General features: G+C 69.6%; 10 protein-coding genes. All 10 read right to left on the reverse strand.

From position 1 onward, the window contains the following. Positions 1-25 precede the first annotated feature (25 nt). A complete protein-coding gene (locus ASC66_RS03745) occupies positions 26-1,696 on the reverse strand; it encodes a GspE/PulE family protein (RefSeq protein ID WP_055834792.1) in 1,671 nt (556 codons plus the stop codon). A 227-nt stretch (positions 1,697-1,923) separates the two neighbouring features. Further along, positions 1,924-2,610, reverse strand: coding sequence for a hypothetical protein (locus ASC66_RS03750; RefSeq protein ID WP_157509621.1), 687 nt, complete (start codon positions 2,608-2,610; stop codon positions 1,924-1,926). Positions 2,611-3,010: 400 nt separating this feature from the next. Beyond that, the gene (locus ASC66_RS03755; protein WP_055834799.1) at positions 3,011-4,090 is read right to left on the reverse strand and encodes a hypothetical protein; all 1,080 of its coding nucleotides are present in this window, start codon (positions 4,088-4,090) and stop codon (positions 3,011-3,013) included. Then, positions 4,080-4,955, reverse strand: a complete 876-nt coding sequence (locus ASC66_RS03760) for a PP2C family protein-serine/threonine phosphatase (protein ID WP_082491981.1) — start codon at positions 4,953-4,955, stop codon at positions 4,080-4,082. Before ASC66_RS03760 ends, ASC66_RS03755 begins: the two co-directional genes overlap by 11 nt. Positions 4,956-4,958: 3 nt before the next feature. Further along, positions 4,959-6,242 (reverse strand): DUF5684 domain-containing protein, encoded by a 1,284-nt coding sequence (locus ASC66_RS03765; protein WP_157509622.1) that lies wholly within the window; start codon positions 6,240-6,242, stop codon positions 4,959-4,961. Continuing rightward, the gene (locus ASC66_RS03770; RefSeq protein ID WP_055834804.1) at positions 6,242-8,854 is read right to left on the reverse strand and encodes a transglutaminase-like domain-containing protein; all 2,613 of its coding nucleotides are present in this window, start codon (positions 8,852-8,854) and stop codon (positions 6,242-6,244) included. The genes ASC66_RS03765 and ASC66_RS03770 overlap by 1 nt, the downstream gene beginning before the upstream one ends. Beyond that, positions 8,851-10,203, reverse strand: a complete 1,353-nt coding sequence (locus tag ASC66_RS03775) for a DUF58 domain-containing protein (RefSeq protein ID WP_055834806.1) — start codon at positions 10,201-10,203, stop codon at positions 8,851-8,853. The genes ASC66_RS03770 and ASC66_RS03775 overlap by 4 nt, the downstream gene beginning before the upstream one ends. Positions 10,204-10,237: 34 nt before the next feature. Continuing rightward, positions 10,238-11,203, reverse strand: a complete 966-nt coding sequence (locus ASC66_RS03780) for an AAA family ATPase (protein WP_055834809.1) — start codon at positions 11,201-11,203, stop codon at positions 10,238-10,240. Between the two features lie 87 nt (positions 11,204-11,290). Next, a complete protein-coding gene (locus ASC66_RS03785) occupies positions 11,291-17,422 on the reverse strand; it encodes an Ig-like domain-containing protein (RefSeq protein WP_055834811.1) in 6,132 nt (2,043 codons plus the stop codon). A 43-nt stretch (positions 17,423-17,465) separates the two neighbouring features. After that, the gene (locus ASC66_RS03790) at positions 17,466-18,614 is read right to left on the reverse strand and encodes a serine/threonine-protein kinase (protein WP_082491982.1); all 1,149 of its coding nucleotides are present in this window, start codon (positions 18,612-18,614) and stop codon (positions 17,466-17,468) included. Between the last annotated feature and the right edge of the window lie 17 nt (positions 18,615-18,631).

The following is an 18,631-nucleotide window of genomic DNA, read 5'->3' on the forward strand; positions in this document are numbered from 1 at the left end:
TCTCTCTCCGTTTTCTCCACATGGGTCAGGACACCACCCTCAAGATCTCCTCGATCGAAGTCAGGCCCATCTTGACCTTCTCCCAACCGTCCTCGCGCAGCGTGATCATGCCCTGTTCGCGGGCGAGCCGGCCGATCTCGGCGCTCGATGCGCGGGCCACGGCCAAGCGCTCGATCTCCTCGCTCACCGTCATCACCTCGTGCACCGCGATGCGACCGCGGTAACCCGTGTTCGAGCAGCTCTGGCATCCGATCGGCTCGTAGACGACGGGCCGCGGCTGACTCGGGTCGTAGCGGAATCGCAAGCGGGCGACATACTCCGGGTCGAGCTCGCTCGGCGCCTTGCAGCGCTCGCACAGTCGGCGAGCGAGGCGCTGGGCGACCACGGAGTCGAGGGCCGAACCGACGAGGAACGGTTCGATGTCCATCTCGGTGAGGCGGGTGATCGCACTCGGGGCATCGTTGGTGTGCAGGGTCGAGAGGACGAGGTGGCCGGTGAGCGACGCCTCGATGGCGATCTGAGCCGTCTCGTGGTCGCGAATCTCACCGAGCAGAACGACGTCGGGGTCAGATCGAAGAATGCTGCGGAGGGCGCTGGCGAAAGTGAGACCGGCCTTGGGGTTCACCTGCACCTGATTGATGCCGGGCATCCGGTACTCGACCGGGTCTTCGACCGTGATCACGTTGATCTCGGGGCGGGCCACGGCGCCGAGCGTCGTGTACAGCGTCGTCGACTTGCCGGAACCCGTGGGGCCGGTGACAAGGATCATGCCGTACGGCTTCGAGTAGCTGGTCTTGTAGGCCTCGAAGTTGTAGTCGAGCAGGGCCAGGTCGCGGACGTCGAGGCTCGTGTTGGTGTTGTCGAGAATTCGCATGACGACCTTCTCGCCCCACACCGTCGGCAGGGTGGCGACACGCAGGTCGATCTTGCGTCCGCCGTGGCTCACCGACATCCGGCCGTCCTGCGGCTTGCGCCGTTCGGCAATGTCGATGTCGCTCATGATCTTGAGCCGCGAGATCACGCCGTTCTGGATGCTCTTGGGGGCGGCCTGCATCTCGTGCAGAACGCCGTCGATGCGGTAGCGCACCCGCATCTCGCGCTCGGCCGGCTCGATGTGGATGTCGGAGGCCTTGTCTTGGATGGCCTGGCTCACGAGCAGGTTGACGAAGCGCACGATCGGCGCGTCGTCTTCGCTGGGGTCGCCGACGCCGAAGTCGGTGGACTCCTGCGGCGCGTTCTCTTCTTCGAGAGTGGTGGTGAGGTCGCTGAGCTCGTCATCTGCGCGGTGGTAGCGGGCGATGGCGGCCAGCAGGTCGCTGCGCTCGGCGACGATCGGGTCGACGTGCAGGCCGGAAGCCTCGCGCACATCATCGATGGCGAAGACATTGCCGGGATTCACCATGGCCACGGCGATGCGATCGCCGGAGACGGCCACGGGGAGGAGTTCGTGACGCCGGCAGACTGCGGCACTCACGAGCGCGACCGCGACACGGTCCACGGGGAAGTCGAGAAGCTCGACGTAGGGCAGTCCAGCTTGGGCGGCACGGGCCTTGGTGAGCTGAATCTCAGAGATCACGCCCCGCTCGACCAGTGCGCGCACGACGGTTTCGTCGTTGCTGCCAGGCGCAGACACTGAGTCAAGATGCTCGATCGGCAGATGTCCGTGAAGGATCAGGATTTCCGACAACGTAGCCACAATGACCTCCTCGGGAAAAAGGCGTGCTGCGGCACTCCCGAGCAGCCGCAGTTGTGTAGGGCAAGAACGCGCTCAGGTTTTTATCTAGCGTGACAACGTAGCGCGCGCTCCGGGCGCGCCGATAGACCCTAGTTCGGGGTGTTGACTATCACTGGAGCCGGGGCGGCCTCAGCTCGCGGAGTCGCGTGCGAACGACGCGTCGACGGCGTGACCGCGTGGCGCGCTGGTTACGGCCAGAGCGTGTTGACGATGTCGTGCGTGTAACCGTCGGGAGCCATGTTCATCCAGCGTGTAGCGATCCACACGCCCTCGCGCACGAAGTGCGATTCGCCCAAGGTGCCGTTGTCGTCGCTCTCTTCACTGACACAGCGCGTGCCTCCGAGTTCCTCGTAGCAGCTGAAGCCGAGCGTCTGCAGGCGCGCGAGCACGGCCGCGCTCTGCTCTGCGGTGACCGCGACAACGACGGTCCTCAGACTGCGGTCGCTGCCCCCGCTCTCATGACCCCACTGGCAACGAAGCGGATCGCCGGCCTGCACAATCGCGTTGAGTTCGTCGTCGGTCAGGTCGATGGCGGAGTTCCGATCGGGGTCCGCGGTCCACGCGGGGTTCAGGACATAGCCGTCCAGCTGGGTGGACCAGTCGGAGCTGTAGATTCCGGTGCACTCGGCCGGAATGACCGAGACGGGCTCCTCGCTCGGCTCTGCTTCCGGCAGTGCCACGCTCGGCGCGCTCGCCTCTGGTTCGGGGCGGGCGGGCGGATCCGCCGCGACCTCTGCTGCCTCGCTGGAGGACGACGCGGCACCGACCGCGTAGCCGGCGGCGACGGCGCCGAAGGCGAGCACGAGCCCCGCTGCGATCGAGATCCAGAGCACCGGGCGCCGTAGTCGAGGCTTCGGCGGTTGCGTCGCAGTCATGGATTCAGTGTATCGAGCACACCCTCCGCTACCGTTCGGCCGAGCCGCCTGTCGGCAGTTCGGCGTTGGCCGTGTGGACCCGTCGGTCGAGTAGGCCCGCCAGGGCCGTATCGAGACCCCCGCGCGTGCGAAATCTGCAGCCCGTGAGGCCTCGATACGCTCGTTCCTCGCTACTCGACCAGCGGAGTTGCGGAGTTGTCAGGGGCGTGGCGTTTGCGGCGGTGTCAGGGCTTCGGTCGCTGGCGCTCCCTCGAGCCAGCGTGGAGGGGCGCGGCGTGATCGGCGGTGTCAGGGCTTCGGTCGCTGGCGCTCGCTCCAGCCAGCGTGCGGAGGAGGCGTCATTCATGGTGTCGGGGCTTCGACAAGCTCAACCAGCGGAGCGGTCGAGGGGACGAGGACGCTAGAGGGCGGCGATCAGGACCACCGCGGCGGCGATGACCGCGCCGAGCACCGCGACGCCGGCGATTGCGGTCACCGCGATGACGAGACGCCGACGGGCCTGGGCGCCGGCGGAGGCAGCCGCGGCCGGTGGCCGTGAGCTCGCTTCGATGTGCGTGCGCTGCAATGGCTGCTGTTCGGGCACAGCCCGCGGCGAATAGACCTCACGCTCGGGCGGGGCCTGAACCGTGGATGCCGTCGGCACCGTCACCGGAGGCAGCGGCGTCTCGGCGACTTTCTGCGCCGATGCGCCGGCGCGAACGACGACGCGGGTCTCTTCACCGGCGGACTCATCCGGTGCGGAGTCGGCAGCAATGCCGGCCACAGGGGCGGCAGTTGCGGAGTCACCGTCCGCGCGGGCAGCGCGGCGCACGATTCGAGTCGAGTCGTCCTCCGGTTCCTCCTCGGGCACCGGGCGTCGAACGATCCTGGTGGCGTCGTCATCGTCTGGCTCGTCGGAAGACTCCGGCGCCGCGGCGGGCGCTGGAGCGACGGCAACCGGAACAGCGAGCGCCGGGGTGGCTGGCGTTGGGACGGCGGGCGTTGGGACGGCGGGCGCGCGCCGCACGATCCTGGTGGCGTCGTCGTCATCCGCGTCATCATCCTCTGGCTGCGCAGCATTGGCGGGCGCGGGCGCTGCACGCCGAACGATGCGGGTCGCCTCGTCGAGCTCCGGCTCGGCCACCGACGTGGGGATGTACCGCTCTGCGACGGCCGGCACTGCACCGGCAGCTTTCGGAGGCGCGGCGACACTGGGCACGGCGACACTGGGCTCGGCGACAATGGGCTCGGCAGCGACGTGGCCCTCAACGGACGCCTCGGTGATGACGGGGGTGGGCGGCGCAGCGGCGGCGGCCCTGCGGGTCACGATGCGCGTGGCGTCATCCGGCTCACCCTTGGCGACGACGCGCGTGGCGTCGTCGAACACCGATGGCTGCGCGCCGCGGGTGACGATGCGCGTCGCCTCATCAAGGTCGGCGTCAAGATCGGCATCGAGTTCGGGATCGAGATCGGGATCGAGATCGGTGTTGTCAGCGCCCACCGCCGCGCCCCTTTCGCCACGGCAGTTCTGCCGTGTCTTCGAGGGAGAGGTCGACGGTGTCGTGTTCGCTCTCGCTCACATCGACGCCGCTCGGATCCACCGGCGCCGTGACGCCGCTGCTCAGCACGTCGACGACGATGAGCGAGACGTTGTCGCGTCCGCCGCTCAGGAGTGCCTGGGTCAGCAGTTCGGTGGCCGTCGCGTCGACCGAGCCACCCATGGTCAGCACCGCGCGCAGCCCCTCGTCGCTGATCTCACCGCTCAAACCGTCGGAGCAGACCAGCAGCCGCTCCCCCGTGATGACCGGGTGCAACCAGTAGTCGGCCCGCGCATCGGCAGCGCCGATGGCCCGCGTGATCACGTTTCGCCCGACATAGTCGGCCGCGTCGGCCGGCGCGAGCGTGCCGGCATCCAGCATCTCCTGCACGAGCGAATGGTCGTGCGTGATGCGTCCGAGGTCACCGGCGCTCAGGCGGTAGACCCGCGAATCGCCGACGTTCAGCACGAGCCAGGCCGGGTTCGTGCTCTCGTTGACGAGCACGATTCCGGTCAGCGTGCTGCCTGCGCCGCGTGCCCGCCCCGCCGAGATGCGCTCGACCGCCGCCTGCGCTTGCGAGACGGCGGCGACGACCTGCTCCGGCAGCACCTCGCGCTCACCGACCAGTGGTCGGAAGGCCGCGACGACGGCGGCGCTGGCCAGATCGCCGGCCTCGTGCCCGCCCATGCCGTCGGCGACGATGTAGACGGGGTGCTCGGCGAGCACCGAGTCCTCATTCACCGCTCGCTTGTGCCCGACGTCGCTGCGCGCCTGATGGCGGAGCACGACGGCGTCTGTTGGCGGTGTTTCGGATGACGGCTGGGGCACCGGTCACTCCTCCTGGAAGATGCGGGCGGAGAGTTCGCCCAAGACAAAACGGCCGGCGATCTCCGTCGCGATGCCGGGCTCGAGTTCGTTCTCGGCCCCTTCGGCATCGAGAACGTAGACACCGTTGGTGGAATTCAGGTCGGTGATCACCCAGGCGGCGCCTTGCAGTTGCACGCTCGCGTGGGTCTTCGACACGGTGCGGCCGGCGTCGCGCACGGTGATGAGCTGGGCATCGGGGTGCTCGTCCAGCGGGGCCGGGTTGCGGCCGAGGAGCACGACTTCCGCGCTCAGCGGCACGCGCTGGCCGGACTCCGTCTCGAACACCCAGGCCTTGTTGCGGCGGCCGGCGATGACCGTCGCATCCATGTCGTCGTCGTCATCGGCCGGCTGCGGCGCGGGCGTCTCCGCGCGCTGCTCGTCGAGAACGACGGATGCCGCTGCGGCGGGAACGACCGGCGAGCTGAAGTCGGGGACGGAGTCGATCAGCGGCGTGGCGGCGCGGGCCGGAGCACCCGCTGCTTGCTCGACGCGTACGGAGAGCTCCTCCGGCATCTCGATGGGGGCGGGGGGCGCGACCGGAGACGGGGTCGCGATCACGGCGGGCGTGTAACTGAACACGGGCGGTGCGGTTGGCGATTCCTGGACCGCTTCGTCGGCGAGTACAGCGGGTGCGGCGGCCGGGACGGATACCGCGGGCGCTGCTGGCCCTGCCGAGGAAACGGGCGCAGTTGGGGAGACCGGCGCTGCGGATATTGGCGGCGCCGCCGGCTGGACGGTCTCGCCGAACGGGATTCGGGCCGGCACGGCATCGCCGGAGGTGATGCCGAACGGCGAGACGACGGCGACGGGCGCGGCGGCATCCGGCTGCCCAGCACCCGTCAGCACAGCACCCGTCAGCACAGCACCCGCCTGCCCAGCACCCGTCTGCCCGGCAGTGGCCCTGCCCCAGCCGAGAATGCTCGACCAGATCGGCGTCAGCAGCACGCCGAGCACGGTGAAGCCCGCCCCCTTGCCGAACTGTTTCGAGATGGAGTGGATGGCGAGGATCGAGAAGACGAAACCGACGACGTTGATCAACGGCAGGAAGAGCGTGATGGCCCAGAGTGGCGCCACTCCGCCGAGCCGGAACAGCACGAAGCTGCTGTACACCGGCACCCAGGCTTTCCAGCCCGGCTCCCCCAGCTTGCTGAAGACCGCGGCCAGCGCTGCGGACGCCCACACGTAGAACGCGAGCGAGAGCAGCAGTGCGATGAGCACGCCGAAGCCCGGAACAGAATTGTCACTCATCATCGTCCCCCATCGTCGTCCGGCGCGGCAGCTGCCTGCGCCTTCCCCCCTGCAAGCGTGGTCGTAGCGGGCATCCCTGCGAATCTATCGACTCGGCGTGCCCTCGTCGCCATGACGCGGGTTAAGGAGCGCAACGAGAGCCGGGCCCGCAGCCGCTGCCACCACGTGAATTCCCGGGCGAGCAGCGCGCGTTCGGCGTCGACGACCGCCCAGAACGCATCGCTTTCCTTGGTGCTCGGTTCGACCGGGCCGAACACGGCCTCGTCGGCGAGCACGGCGAGCATGTGCCCGTTCGGGCTCTCATAGCGCTCGGCGAGTTCGATCCGGGTACGCGCACCGGGCCGCGGCAGACCGTAGTCGACGGCCGTGTCAACGTAGTCCTCCCAGCCACCGGCGATCCGCTCCGTGCTGTCTGCGACGCTCTTGCGCCCGCGCCGGCGCATCGCCTTCACGATCGTCATGACGATCAGCGGCGAGCAGAGCAGGAGCAGTCCGAGCAGGCTGAGGCCGACGATGCGCAAGAGCGCGAACAGCCAGGCGAGGTCGACGCCCTCCTCGCTGGGCTCTTCCGGGCTCTCGCCGCCACCGGCCGGCTCCGCGTCCGGCGGGGTCACCTCGGTTGCACCCTCGGCGATGACCTCCGTCGTGTTCTGCGGGTCGCGCTTCTGCTCGTCGCTCGGGGCGAGCGGGTTGGCGGACTGCGGCGTGGCGTCGACGGTGATCCAGCCGCCGCCGGCATCCTGCACCTCGGCCCAGGCGCTGAGGTTCCGACCGGTGCAGACTCCCAGCTGGCAGGCAGGCATTCCGGATGCCGGAGCCCCGCCGTCGAGCCGGAAGCCGAGCACGACACGGGCGGGGAACCCGAGCGACTCGGCGATGAGGGCCGTCGCGACGGCGAACTGCTCGTCGTCACCGACCGCTGCGACGAGGTCGGCGTTGTCGGTGGCGGCTGTGGAGGTCTGCTTGTCGAGCAGAGCGCTGAAGAGCATGTCGATGCGGCCGGTGGAGTGGCCGGCCAGGCTGGGCGCGAAGGTGACGTCGCCGCGCTCCTGCTGCCATTTATGGCCGCCGTCGCCCGCCGCCGTCAACGAGTGGCTGAGGTAGCCGCGCTCGCGGAGCCGGGTGACGAGCTCCTGCAGCGCCGCACCGTCGCTGGCGCCGATCTCCTGGGCGGCGACCCACTTCTCGAGGCTCTCGGGAATGACCGCATCATCGAAGAGCTCGTCGGGATTCTTCGGCGGCCGGGCGTCGCTGAGCGCCATGGGCTCGCCGTCGACCATCGCCCGCAGCCGGTAGCGGTCACCCTCCTGGAGCCCATTCAGCTGCACGCCGGCCTGGGTCTGGTCGTTGTAGAAGAAGCCGTCGGTGAGCGCCTGCTTGCGGGCGCCGAGGAAGTCGACACGAGAGAGGCTGCCGGCCAACGGCATCCAGACATCGGAGTACCCGGCGATCGTGACGTCGAGGCGGGTGTCGGAATCGGAGCCGAAGGCTGCGCCGGGCGTGCGGGCGAACGCCGTCTCGCGTTCGGTGACCCCGCGGGCCGGGTCGACGACACGGAACACCTCACCGTCGTAGTAGCTCATCACCGCGAGCCGGAGGCGCTCTGGCGCCTCGCCGCTCGCCTCGGCCGTGAGCAGCTCCTCGTCGAAGCCGTCGTCGCCGAGGAAGCCGCGGTAGGAGCTCAGGGGGCTGACGAATTCGCGCAGCTGCAGCTCGGGTTCGATAGTGGTGCGCAAGACATCGCGCTCGTCAACGCGCAACGGCACGGCGGCAACGGGCACGGCGACCGCGGCGGCGAGCACCAGCACGCCGACGGTCAGCGCGACCCGACTGGCCCGGCGGGCCGATCCGGCCAGGCTGCGCACGGCGCCTCCGGATGCCACACCGCGGCGTTGCGCGGCCCGACGGGCCCTGCGGGTGCGCGCCACCAGGAAGCCCAGCGAGGCGAGGAACCCGAGCAGACCGATCATTGTCTCGCGCGGCGCCGGGATCGTGAGCCCGCCGATGCTCCACGCCGGACTCATCAGGCTGGAGCCGAAGAGGATGCCGAAGCCGATTGCGAGCATCATCACGGGGACGGCGAGCACGTCGACGCGCTTGGCACGCCAGCTGAGCGAGAGCGAGAGAGCGACGGCGGAGAAGAGCACGGCGAAGAACGGCACGAGCAACGCCTGGTAGCTGCCGACCGGCAACGAGATCGTCACCAGTTCCTTCCACCCGAACACGGAGCGCGCCAACAGCTCGATCAAGCCGCCGAATGCGTCGGTCACGCTGCCGAATGCAGAGGGGATGGCGAGCGGAACCCCGAACAGCAGGTAGGCGCCGAGCGCCGCGAGCAGGGTGTTGAACCAGGACCAGCCACCGATCAGCCCGAGGAAGGCGACACCGGCCCCGACCACGATGGCGCCGGTCGCCGTGATGAAGAAGTACGGATTCTGGTAGATCGGCCAGGCCGCCCACGCCGCGAGCAGCGCCATGACGAGCACGTAGGCGGCTCCGGCGAGGAGCGGGGCCTCGCCGAGTCGGGTGCGCAGCGGCTTCTTGGCCGCCGAGCGCCGACCCTCTTGACGAGCACCCGGCCGCGCGCCTGCGCCTGGCGCCCGCCCGTTCACGAGGCCCTCCTGGCGAGCAGCGAGCGCAGGTCGTCGAGCACCGCGATGGTCAGGACCCCGGTGCCGGCGAGCTCACGGTAGCTCGGAACCGCGAGCGGATCGACCCGTACGGCGACCACGGCGACATCCGGGGGGAATCGCAGGGTGAGAGCGCGCAGGCGGGCGGCCGGAACGGTCGACCCGCACACGACGAAGGCGATCGACACGTCGGGGATCGCCTGCGAGGTGAGTGCGCAGACGTCGTCGATCGGCATGGTTGTCGGCGTGCGGTCGACGGCGCTCAGCTCGTCGAGCAGGGCGCGCGCCGAGACGACGGGCAGGCTGCGGATGCTGTGCACCGAGCTCCGTGCGAGCTCTTCGATCTGCTCGCTCGCCACAATGGCGACGTCACGGCCGTCACGGATCGCCCTGGCACCGAGCGAGCCGGCCACGCTGACGGCGATCTCGAACTCGTCGGCGTCGGCGAAGTCGTTCTGGAACAGGCTGAGTGCGACGAGCAGGCGGGAGCGTCTGCTCTCCTCGTACTGGCGCACCATGAGCTGACCGGTCTTCGCCGTCGACTTCCAGTGGATGCTGCGCTGGGCGTCGCCGGGCGCGTACTCGCGGATCGCGTGGAACGACATGTCGGAGGCGACGATGCGGTTCGTCGGATTGCCCTCGAGATCACGCACGAAGCCGGCGCTGGTGCTCGGGATCGACACCGTGATCGGGTGCACGTAGAGCCGGTGCACCTGCGCCTGCGCGTGCTCGCGGCGCAACAGCCCGACGGGGTCGGTGCGCAGCGTCGTGACGGGCCCGATGTCGATGATGCCGCGGTGCGGCGTCGGGATCGTGACGACCTCGCTGTGGTGCGCCCCCGGCCGCAGCAGCGGCACGGAGATCTCGGTCGTTCCGTGCCCGATCGGCACGTCGATGCGGCCGGGCAGCTCGAAGTTCTTCGCAACGTTCGTGACGTCGAGCGTGCCGAGCACCTCCCCACCGGCGACGACGCGTTCGACGGGCACGTGGAAGCTGACCGAGTAGGCCTTGCCACCGGCGAGGAACGGCAGTGCGAGCAGCAGGATGCCGGCTGCGACGGCGCCGGCAACGATCAGCTCCGTCCAGCCCAGCACCAGGCCGACCGGAAGCGCGAGCACGGCCAGCAGCGCGAGACAGCCGGCGGCCGTGACCGTCTCCCGCAACCAACTCCAGGTCGCGACGGCCGCGGAACGCACGGCCTCCCAGGCGCGGGCACACCAGACGAGCGCGCGCACGACCGGCCCTCGACGCGAGGTCGAGTAGCGGGTGTGCGTCGTGAGGCCCGTCGACGTCGCGGTCTGAGTGCCCCGCGACTCGGTGTTGAATGTCACGCCGGGTCGCTCCCCTGGCTGGCTGCGGTCATCGTCACGCCAGTTCGCTGCGGAGCGGCGGAACGATGTCGAGCAGGATCTGCCCGATCACGGCGTTGGCGGTGACGCCGTCGAACTCGGCCTCCGGGTCGACGACGACGCGGTGCGCGAGGATGTGCTCGGCGAGCAGCTTGACGTCATCCGGGATCACATAGGAACGCTCGTGTGCGGCCGCCCACGTCTTGGCGGCCTTGGTCAGCGCCCGTGCCCCACGCACGCTGACACCCATGCGCAGCTGGCTCGTCGTGCGGCTGGCCTCGACGATGCGGGCGATGTAGTCGAGCACGAGCGGGTTCACGAAGACGCCCCGGGCCAGGTCGCTCATGCCGACGAGGGCCTGCGGCGTGATGACGGGATTCACCGTCAGCTGCGCGGAGCTGGTGCCCTCGAGGATGCGGATCGTCGATGCGAGGTCGGGGTAGCCGAGGGAGGTCTTCATCATGAAGCGGTCGAGCTGGGCCTCTGGCAGCCGGTAGGTTCCCGCCTGCTCGATCGGGTTCTGGGTCGCGATCACGAGGAACGGCGTTCCGGTGCTGCGCGTGATGCCGTCGACCGTGACCTTGCCCTCCTCCATCGCCTCGAGCAGCGCCGACTGCGTCTTCGGGCTCGCCCGGTTGATCTCGTCGGCGAGCACGATGTTGGCGAAGATCGGCCCGGAGTGGAACTCGAATTCGCCCCGCTTCTGGTCGTACACGGTGATGCCGGTCACGTCGCCGGGCAGCAGGTCCGGCGTGAACTGGATGCGCGAGTTCGTGCCGTGCACGGTCTGGCCCATGGCCCGCGCGAGCGAGGTCTTGCCCGTGCCGGGGAAGTCCTCGAGCAGCAGATGGCCCTCGCTGATCATCGCGGTGAACGCCAGCTCGATGACGTGACGCTTGCCGAGCACGACCGTCTCGACGTTCTCCACCATCGAGCGGAAGGTCGCGGCGAACCAGGCTGTCTGTTCGGGGCTGATTGTCATCGTGTTGTCGCCTTCTGAGGGATTCGTGTTGTCTGAGCTGTCGGTCGTGCGTGCTGTTCAAGTTGAAAGGTGCGGATGCCGCGCGCGTCAGCCACAGTCGAACTCGCCTCTGAGCGTTCCGCTCATCGGGTCGAAGCCCGTGGTCTGCGCGGCGACCCAGGCGAGGCTCCACGCGACCTTGCGCACCTTGGTCGCCTCGGCGGGCACGACGAGGTCGGCCGGAGCTTGGCGCCACTCGGCAGGCTCAGCGGGGATTTCCGGAACCGCGGGCTGCGCGGCCGTCGGGGGGACCGCCGGAATCGCCGGCGACCCGGTACCCGGAATCGGATTGCCCTCGGCATCCAGATCCGGCTCCACCGCCGGAACTTCTGGCGATCCTGGGTCGTACTCCACTGCATCCTTGCCTGGCACGCCCTCCTTGCCTGGGAAGTAGTACTCGTAGCCGGTGGAGCCGACCGTGGGCGCGGCGTTCTGGATTCCTCGACCGCCGACGGCGAAGGACAGGAGATTACCCGGAACGCACGCGGCGAGTCCGATCGGGTCGAGGGCGAGCTGCCAGGCCTTGTTCGATTCCGCAGCAGGAACGGCCGACGCCGGCCCACAGCGATCGGAGCTGCCCGAGACGCAGTACTTCACCGTGATGCCGGGGTCGGCGCCCCACACATCGCTCGGGTAGCCGCTGAACACGGCCTTGTAGCCGTTGGGCACGCGTTCGCTGCTCCTCGGCTCGCCGTCGATCGTGTAGCTGCCGTTCGATCCGCTGACGGTGTAGCTGTAGCCGGAGGGCGCCGCCGGCTGGTCCCAGGTGTACGTCGTGCCGAGCCCCTGCTGCGCGTAGCCGAAACCGTTCGAGAAGCAGACGTCGACGTTGTAGTTCGTGAAGGGCTTGAGGTCGCCGATCGTCGGGCTCGTCGAGCTGACGCTGCCGTTGCCGACGACCCTGAGGTTGCCTCCAGAGCCGTCGACCCGGCACACCGCGGAGCCCGGGGCGGGGGTCGCGATGTAGAGCAGCTGTGTGTCGCGCGCGCTGTTGTTGCTCGACCCACTGGCCGACGGCGCGGTGATGCTCCGCTCGCTGGCCGAAAGTTGGCCGCCGGCACTCACGCTCGGCGATCCGGCCACGCGCACGCTGACCGAGTTCTGCCTGTCGTTCGGGCCCGTTCCGCTCGGCCGCTCGAACCGGCTGAGCGGCTGGACCGTCAGCGTGTTCGGGCCGACGGGCAGCACGAGTGTGATCTTCGTCGATCCGCTGCCAGCGGATGACGCCGGGAACTCACGCCCGCCGACGAGGTAGGAGCGTGTCGACGGATCCGTGTTCTGGATGGTGATCTCGGCGACGCCCTGGTTGAGCGTCGTCTGAGCGGAGTCGTAGACGGGCTCGGCGGAGGCGGACCCCATTCCGGGAACCTCGTACGACCAGGCCGTCACTCCGACCGCGCCCTGCGAGCGACCGGTCGCGTTGACCGCGCGCGCCTCGTACAGCGCCTTCTCGCCGTTCTTCACGCCGGTGATCGGCGGGCAGACTCCGCTGGCGTTGCAGTTGACCACGTCGGCGCCGCCACGGGTGACGACGAAGCCCTGCAGAGCCGGGTGCGCGGCGGTCGCGGCCCCCGGCGCGACAGCCAGCGTGAGCGTTCCGTCGCCGTATGCCACCTGGGTGACGGCATCCGGAGCCCGCGGCAGGCCCTGCAGGTCGAGGGTCACCGAACCGTTGCGCTCGGCCGCGCTGCGCTTGCCCTGTGCGTCTTCGACGACGAAGCTGGCCTGGCAGATGCCGCCAGGCGCGTCGCTCGACCAGTTGGCGCGAACCTGCGAGCTGCCCTCGGTGGAGAAGCTGACGCCGGCACAGCTGCCGACTGCGCTCACCGAGACCAGCTTGAGTGGGGTGTTCGGGAAGACGTTCGCCTCGCCCGGCGCACCGATCACGTCGATGACGCAGCTGCTGCCGGCGTTCTGGCTGCACTCCTGGGCAACGGTTCCACCCTTCGGCAGAGCACTCGGCGCTGGTCCGACGCGCAGCGAGAGCACGGCGGGCGGGGTGTTCGGGTGGCTGCTCAGCCGCACCGTCACCGGGTTCTCCAGGCCGGGAGTCGCGGTGTCGAGCGCCGTGACCGTGAGTTGCTCGCCGTCCTGCGTCACCGTGAACTGATCGGCAGCCTGGTCGATGGCGAAGACCAGCGAGCTCGGGTCGGCCTTGCCCTGCCACTGCACCATCTGCTTCAGGTCGTAGCTGACGGCGCCGGCGCCCGGGCTCGCGGTGATCGAGGAAGGACGCAGCTCGGGCTGCGGGTCCTTCGGCGTGACCTCGATCGGCACGACGAGGTGGGTGTAGTCGTCACCGCCGGCCAGGCGCACCGGAACGACGCAGGAGTCCGTCCAAGGCTGGCCCTCACCGGCTTCGTAGCCGATGCGGGTGCCGCTGCCCGCCTGGCAGCTGCCGCCGGGCCGCTGACCGGATGCCGCGACGTCGCCGCGCCCGATCTCGAGCGTCTCGCCGGCCGGGATGGCGACGAGCGGAGCCATGTCGAAGCTCAGCGATTCGCCCTCCTTGACCTTCTGCGGGGCGAGGTCCGGCTTGAGCGAGAGGATGACGTCCCGCACGGGCGGGATGCGCAGGAAGCCGTAACTGGTGACCTCGACGCCGGCGAAGTTGGTGCCGGTGAGGGCGAACGGCAGCAGCAGGCCGGCATCCGGTGCCTCACCGCTCAGCTTCCACCCGGATGCGCGCACGCCGTGCGGATCGCCCCAGATGCTCAGGGTGAGGTCGTTGACGTCGCCCGCTGTCCACGACACCTTGCCGGTGACGACGTCGATGCCGGACTCGAACGTCGCTCGCTCGTCGAGGGTGACGACGGTGTCAGCGATGACCGGGTGGTCGGGGATCGACGCGCGCAGGACCGTCATCACAATCAGGCCGACGCCGACGTCGCCGCGGCTGTTCTCCACGGTGTATGTGAAGGCCATCGTGCCCGGCTCGGTTCCGGCCTTGAGCACGACCTCGTTGCCGCCGTCGCCGTTCACCGAGAGGATGTGGGCTGCGAGCTCCGCGTGCTCATCCGTGCCCTGCACCGCGTCGGGCAGCACCGCGGTCAGGCTGAGCTCCCCGCCCGTCGGGTCGATGTCGTTGGCTGCCGGGTGCAGCACGACCTGACGGTCGGCGCCGGCCTGCACCTGCACATAGTCGCTGAACGTGATCGGGCTGGGGTCGGACTGCTCGTCGAGCACGCCGATCCGCACCGTGGCTGTTCCGGTGTCGCCCTGCGCGTCGCGCACGCGGTAGTCGAACTGCACGGGGCCACGGAAACCCTTGACGCTGCTGTAGACGATCGCGTCGCCGGCGGCCGAGATCGAGGCCGTTCCGCTGCTCGGCTGGCCGAGCACCCGGTCGAGCGACACCTCGTCGCCGTCCGGGTCGATGCCGAAGCTGTCGAAGGGGATGCGCACGGTCTCGCCGGAGAGCACGCGCCCGGTGAGCATGCGTGGCAACGGCTTCTGGTTCTCACCCTCCGGCGTCACGGTCACGGTGACGGCGGCGGTGTCGCTGAGCTCAGGGGAGCCGGCGATCGAGATGGAATAGCGCAGCTCGTAGTCGCCGGGCGTGCTCGGCGCCAGGTAGCGCAGCGTCGTGCCGGCGGCGAAGGCCAGCCCCTCGCCGGACTGGTTGACGATCGAGTCGGGGTTCAGCGTGATGCGGTTGCCGTCCGGTGCCAGGTCGTTGGCGAGCACAGGAATGTCGATCTGCGTCCCCGCGCGCACGCGGATGCTGTCGCCGACCGCGATCGGCGGCTGCGGCGTGGGCGCCGGGAGCAGGTAGACGCTGGCCTCGCCCTGGGTCTGGTAGCGCGGATCTCCCGTGCCGTCCGAGACGGTGTACGCGACGACTCCGAGCAGTCCCGGCTGCTCATCGGCCGTCGTCCCGCGCATGCGCAGCAGCTTCTGGCCGACGACGCTCACCTCGAGCGCGGCTCCGGGTTCCGGGCGCGGCAACGGGTCGCTCACGAGCAGCACCCGGCCGGCCGGGTTCGACACGGCGGTGAACACGTCGACGCTGGCATCGGCCTTGGGCCGCACGAACACGGTCACGGGCGCGGTGCTGAGGCTGGCGGCATCCCGGGCCAGCACGGTCACTCGGACGAAGGAGGCGACCTCGCCGACGGCGTCGGCGACCGAGTAGCGCACGATGTAGTCGCCGGGGTTCGTCGCGCTGAAGTCGAGGGTCGATGCGCCGCTGTTCACACTGACGGCCACGCCCTGCGCGGTCGGCGGCGCGGTCGCCGAGACGATCCGGTAGCTGCCGGAGACGCCGTCGAGGTACGAACTCGGGTCGACCGTGAGCGATTCACCGACGGCCGTGGTGAGGGCGAACGGGGTCGCGACGAGGCGCGGCGACGGTGTGACGAGCAGCGTGAGCGTCTTCTCTGCCGTTGCGCCCCTGGTGTCTGAGACGGTGACGAGGATCGACACGGTGAGCGGCTCTGCGAGTGCGGGATTCGGATGCCGGTACACGACCTCGCCGGCCTGCGTCGTTCCGACGCTGCCGACGCCGCTCTGGTTGACCGCAGAGGAGACGAACAGCGGGTCGCCGTCCGGGTCGACCCAGCCGGGGAGCACGGGCACGGTGACAGTTCCGCCCGGCGCCAGCTCCGGCGTCGGCCAGGCCGCCAGGCAGCGTTCCGTTCCGCACCAGACGGGTGCCTCGTTGCTGAGCTGGTCGCGCACCGTGAGCGTGACGGTGGTCGGTTCCGAGTTCAGGCCGTCGGCGCGGGTGCCGTCGGTGACGCCATAGCTGAAACTCGCGCTGCCCTGCGCATCGGCCGGGACACGCACGGCGATGCTCTGCGACTGCTCGGTGAGGCTCACGGTTCCGAACTCGGCCGGCAGCCCGGTGATGGAGCCCGGCACGACGGTGAGCACGTCGGCGTTCGGATCATGGTCGTTCAGCAGCACCGGGAGCATCACGAGAGCACCTGCCCGCACTCCGAAGTTGTCCGGCTCTGCGACGGGCGGCTTCGGGTCGAGGACCTCGGCCGTCTGCTCCTCTTCCGCGCTGCTCTGTTCCTGCTCGGCAGAGAGCACACCCCAGTCCTGCGAGCTCGGCACGAGGGCGCCGTCCGGCAGCGTCCACACCCAGCCGCTCTGGGTGTCATTCAGAATCAGCCTGGCACCGTTGCTCTGGAACACCGGCTGCGCGTCGTCGCTCAGCGTCTGCTCGCCGAAGTCGAGCGGGAGCTCACCGCCGTCGCTCGTCCACATCGTGCCATCGGAGGTGCCGCTCGGCAGCCAGGCGGCATAGCTCTGCCCGCGGAACACGGTGGGTTTGGCCGGGACGCCGAGCCGCGGCGATGCGGCGCCCTCCGGCTCGCCGAGAACCCGATCGAGCGAGCCGTCGGCGATGCTGACGCTGAGCAGGCCGCGGTCATCGGCGATGTGGAGCACGCGGCCGCTCGTGCTCGGTTGCTGCAGCACGAAGAGATCCGTGACGAGCGGGTCGATGGGCGCGGCGCGTCCACGCAGCCAGAGCGCGTTCCCATCCTCGGATGCCAGCGCCCAGTCGTCGCCCACGAGGCTGAGCTGCGGGGAGCCCTCCGTCGGACCGTCGGCGACGGGGTCGACACCGGCGACGGCGGCGTCCGCGATCGCATAGCGCAGAACGCTCTGATCGGCCGATGAATAGCTGACGAGGGTGCCGTTGTCGCTGATCGCGATGGCGTCGGAGCGGTAGAAGCGGCGCTCTTGCCCAGGCTCGACCTCATCGGCGGCGTAGGGGTCGACGGCGAGCGGAACGGCAGCGGCCCCGTCGCTGATCCGGGCGACGTAGACGCTGCCCGTGCTCGTGCGGTAGGCGATGGTGTCGCGCGAACTGACGACCTGCACCGTGCCGGCAGGGGTGTGGCCGAACTCCGAACTCGTGGCGTCGAGGTCGACCGGACGGACCGCGTCGATGTCGACGAGTTGTTCGTTGTTCTGTGCGAGGAGGAGGGTGTGCTTGTCGTTCTGGGCCAGGCCGCTCGGGTTGCGCACCGTCTTGATGGTGTCGAGCTCGCCGAGTTCGGTGTTCACGCGGGCGTAGCGGTTGCCGTCGCCGCTCTGCAACGCCCAGATCGAGGCGTCGTTCACCGGGGTCTGCTTCACGTCGAAGCCGGCCGCGACGACCGCCGCGCCTACGAGCACGGCACCGATGACGCCGACGGCGATGCCCTGGAAGACCGCCCTGGGCATACGACGACGCGCGGCGCGGGTCACTGGCGCACTCCGGCCCGCATCAGATTAGTCCCAGCATTGCCATGGCACCGACGCTCAGGCCCACCCCGACGACGACCGCCGCCCCGAGCTTCAGCCAGAGGTGCGCACCGGTCGCGCCGTTCTGGGTGCTGCCGTCGTCGCTCGGCTGTGCCGTCACCGAGCGGGGTCTGGCCGCCCGGGCGCGCGCCCTCGCACGAGCGCGGGCGCGGGAGTCGTCGACGAGGACGGAGGCGACGACGGGCTCGCGCACGACCGTGTTGGCGAAGTCGATCGGGGCGCCGGCCGATGCCCATTCGTCGATGGCCACCTCGAGCGCCGTCGGGGTCAACCCGATCTCGGCCTGGATGGCGCGCAGCATCTCGGCGCACTCGAGCAGGCTCGCCGGGCGCTTGCGCGGGTCGGAGCTCATCATGCGTGAGAGCGCCGTTTCGAGACTGGCCGGAACGTCGGCGCGGTTGATCGGCGTGTACTTGGCGCGCCGGATCCGCTGGCGCAGCTGCTCGGTCGTCACCTTGCCGCCGTCGGCGGGCTCGAAGGGCGTGCGCCCGGCGAGGAGCGAATAGAGCGTCGCCCCGAAACCCCAGACCTCGCTGGCGATGGTTCCGGTGGTGCGCTCCTCGACCACCTCCGGTGCGCTCCACGGAACGCTCATCGCGAAGAGTTCTGCGGAGCTCGAGTGCGAGAGCGAGCTGGCGATGCCGAAGTCGCTCAGCACGGCCGCCCCGTATGCCGTTGCGAGAATATTTGACGGTTTGATGTCGCGGTGCAGCACTCCCGCCCGATGCGCGGTCTCCAGCGCGCTGGCGATGCGCACTCCGACGTCGAGTGCATCGGTCGTGGTGAACGGCGTGCGTCGGAACCGGCCGGCCGGGCCGCTCGGGCAATACTCCATCACGAGGTACGGCCGGCCATCGGCGGAGATGCTGGCGGAGTAGACGGTGAGGATCGACGGGTGCGAGCTGAGCCTGGCCATCACGTCGGCCTCGGCGTTGAACATGCGCAGCACCTCGGCGTCGACGACGCTCTGCAGCAGCACCTTCACGGCGACGGAACGGCGCGGCAGGTTCTGCTCGAACAGGAACACATCGGCGAAACCGCCGGCGCCGAGCGGGCGAACGTAGTTGTACCCGGAGAGCACAGGAGGAGTCGATGGCAGCCGACTGGCCATAACTGCGTCCCCTTCCC

The organism is Leifsonia sp. Root4 (genome assembly GCF_001425085.1).
Taxonomy (GTDB): domain Bacteria; phylum Actinomycetota; class Actinomycetes; order Actinomycetales; family Microbacteriaceae; genus Microterricola.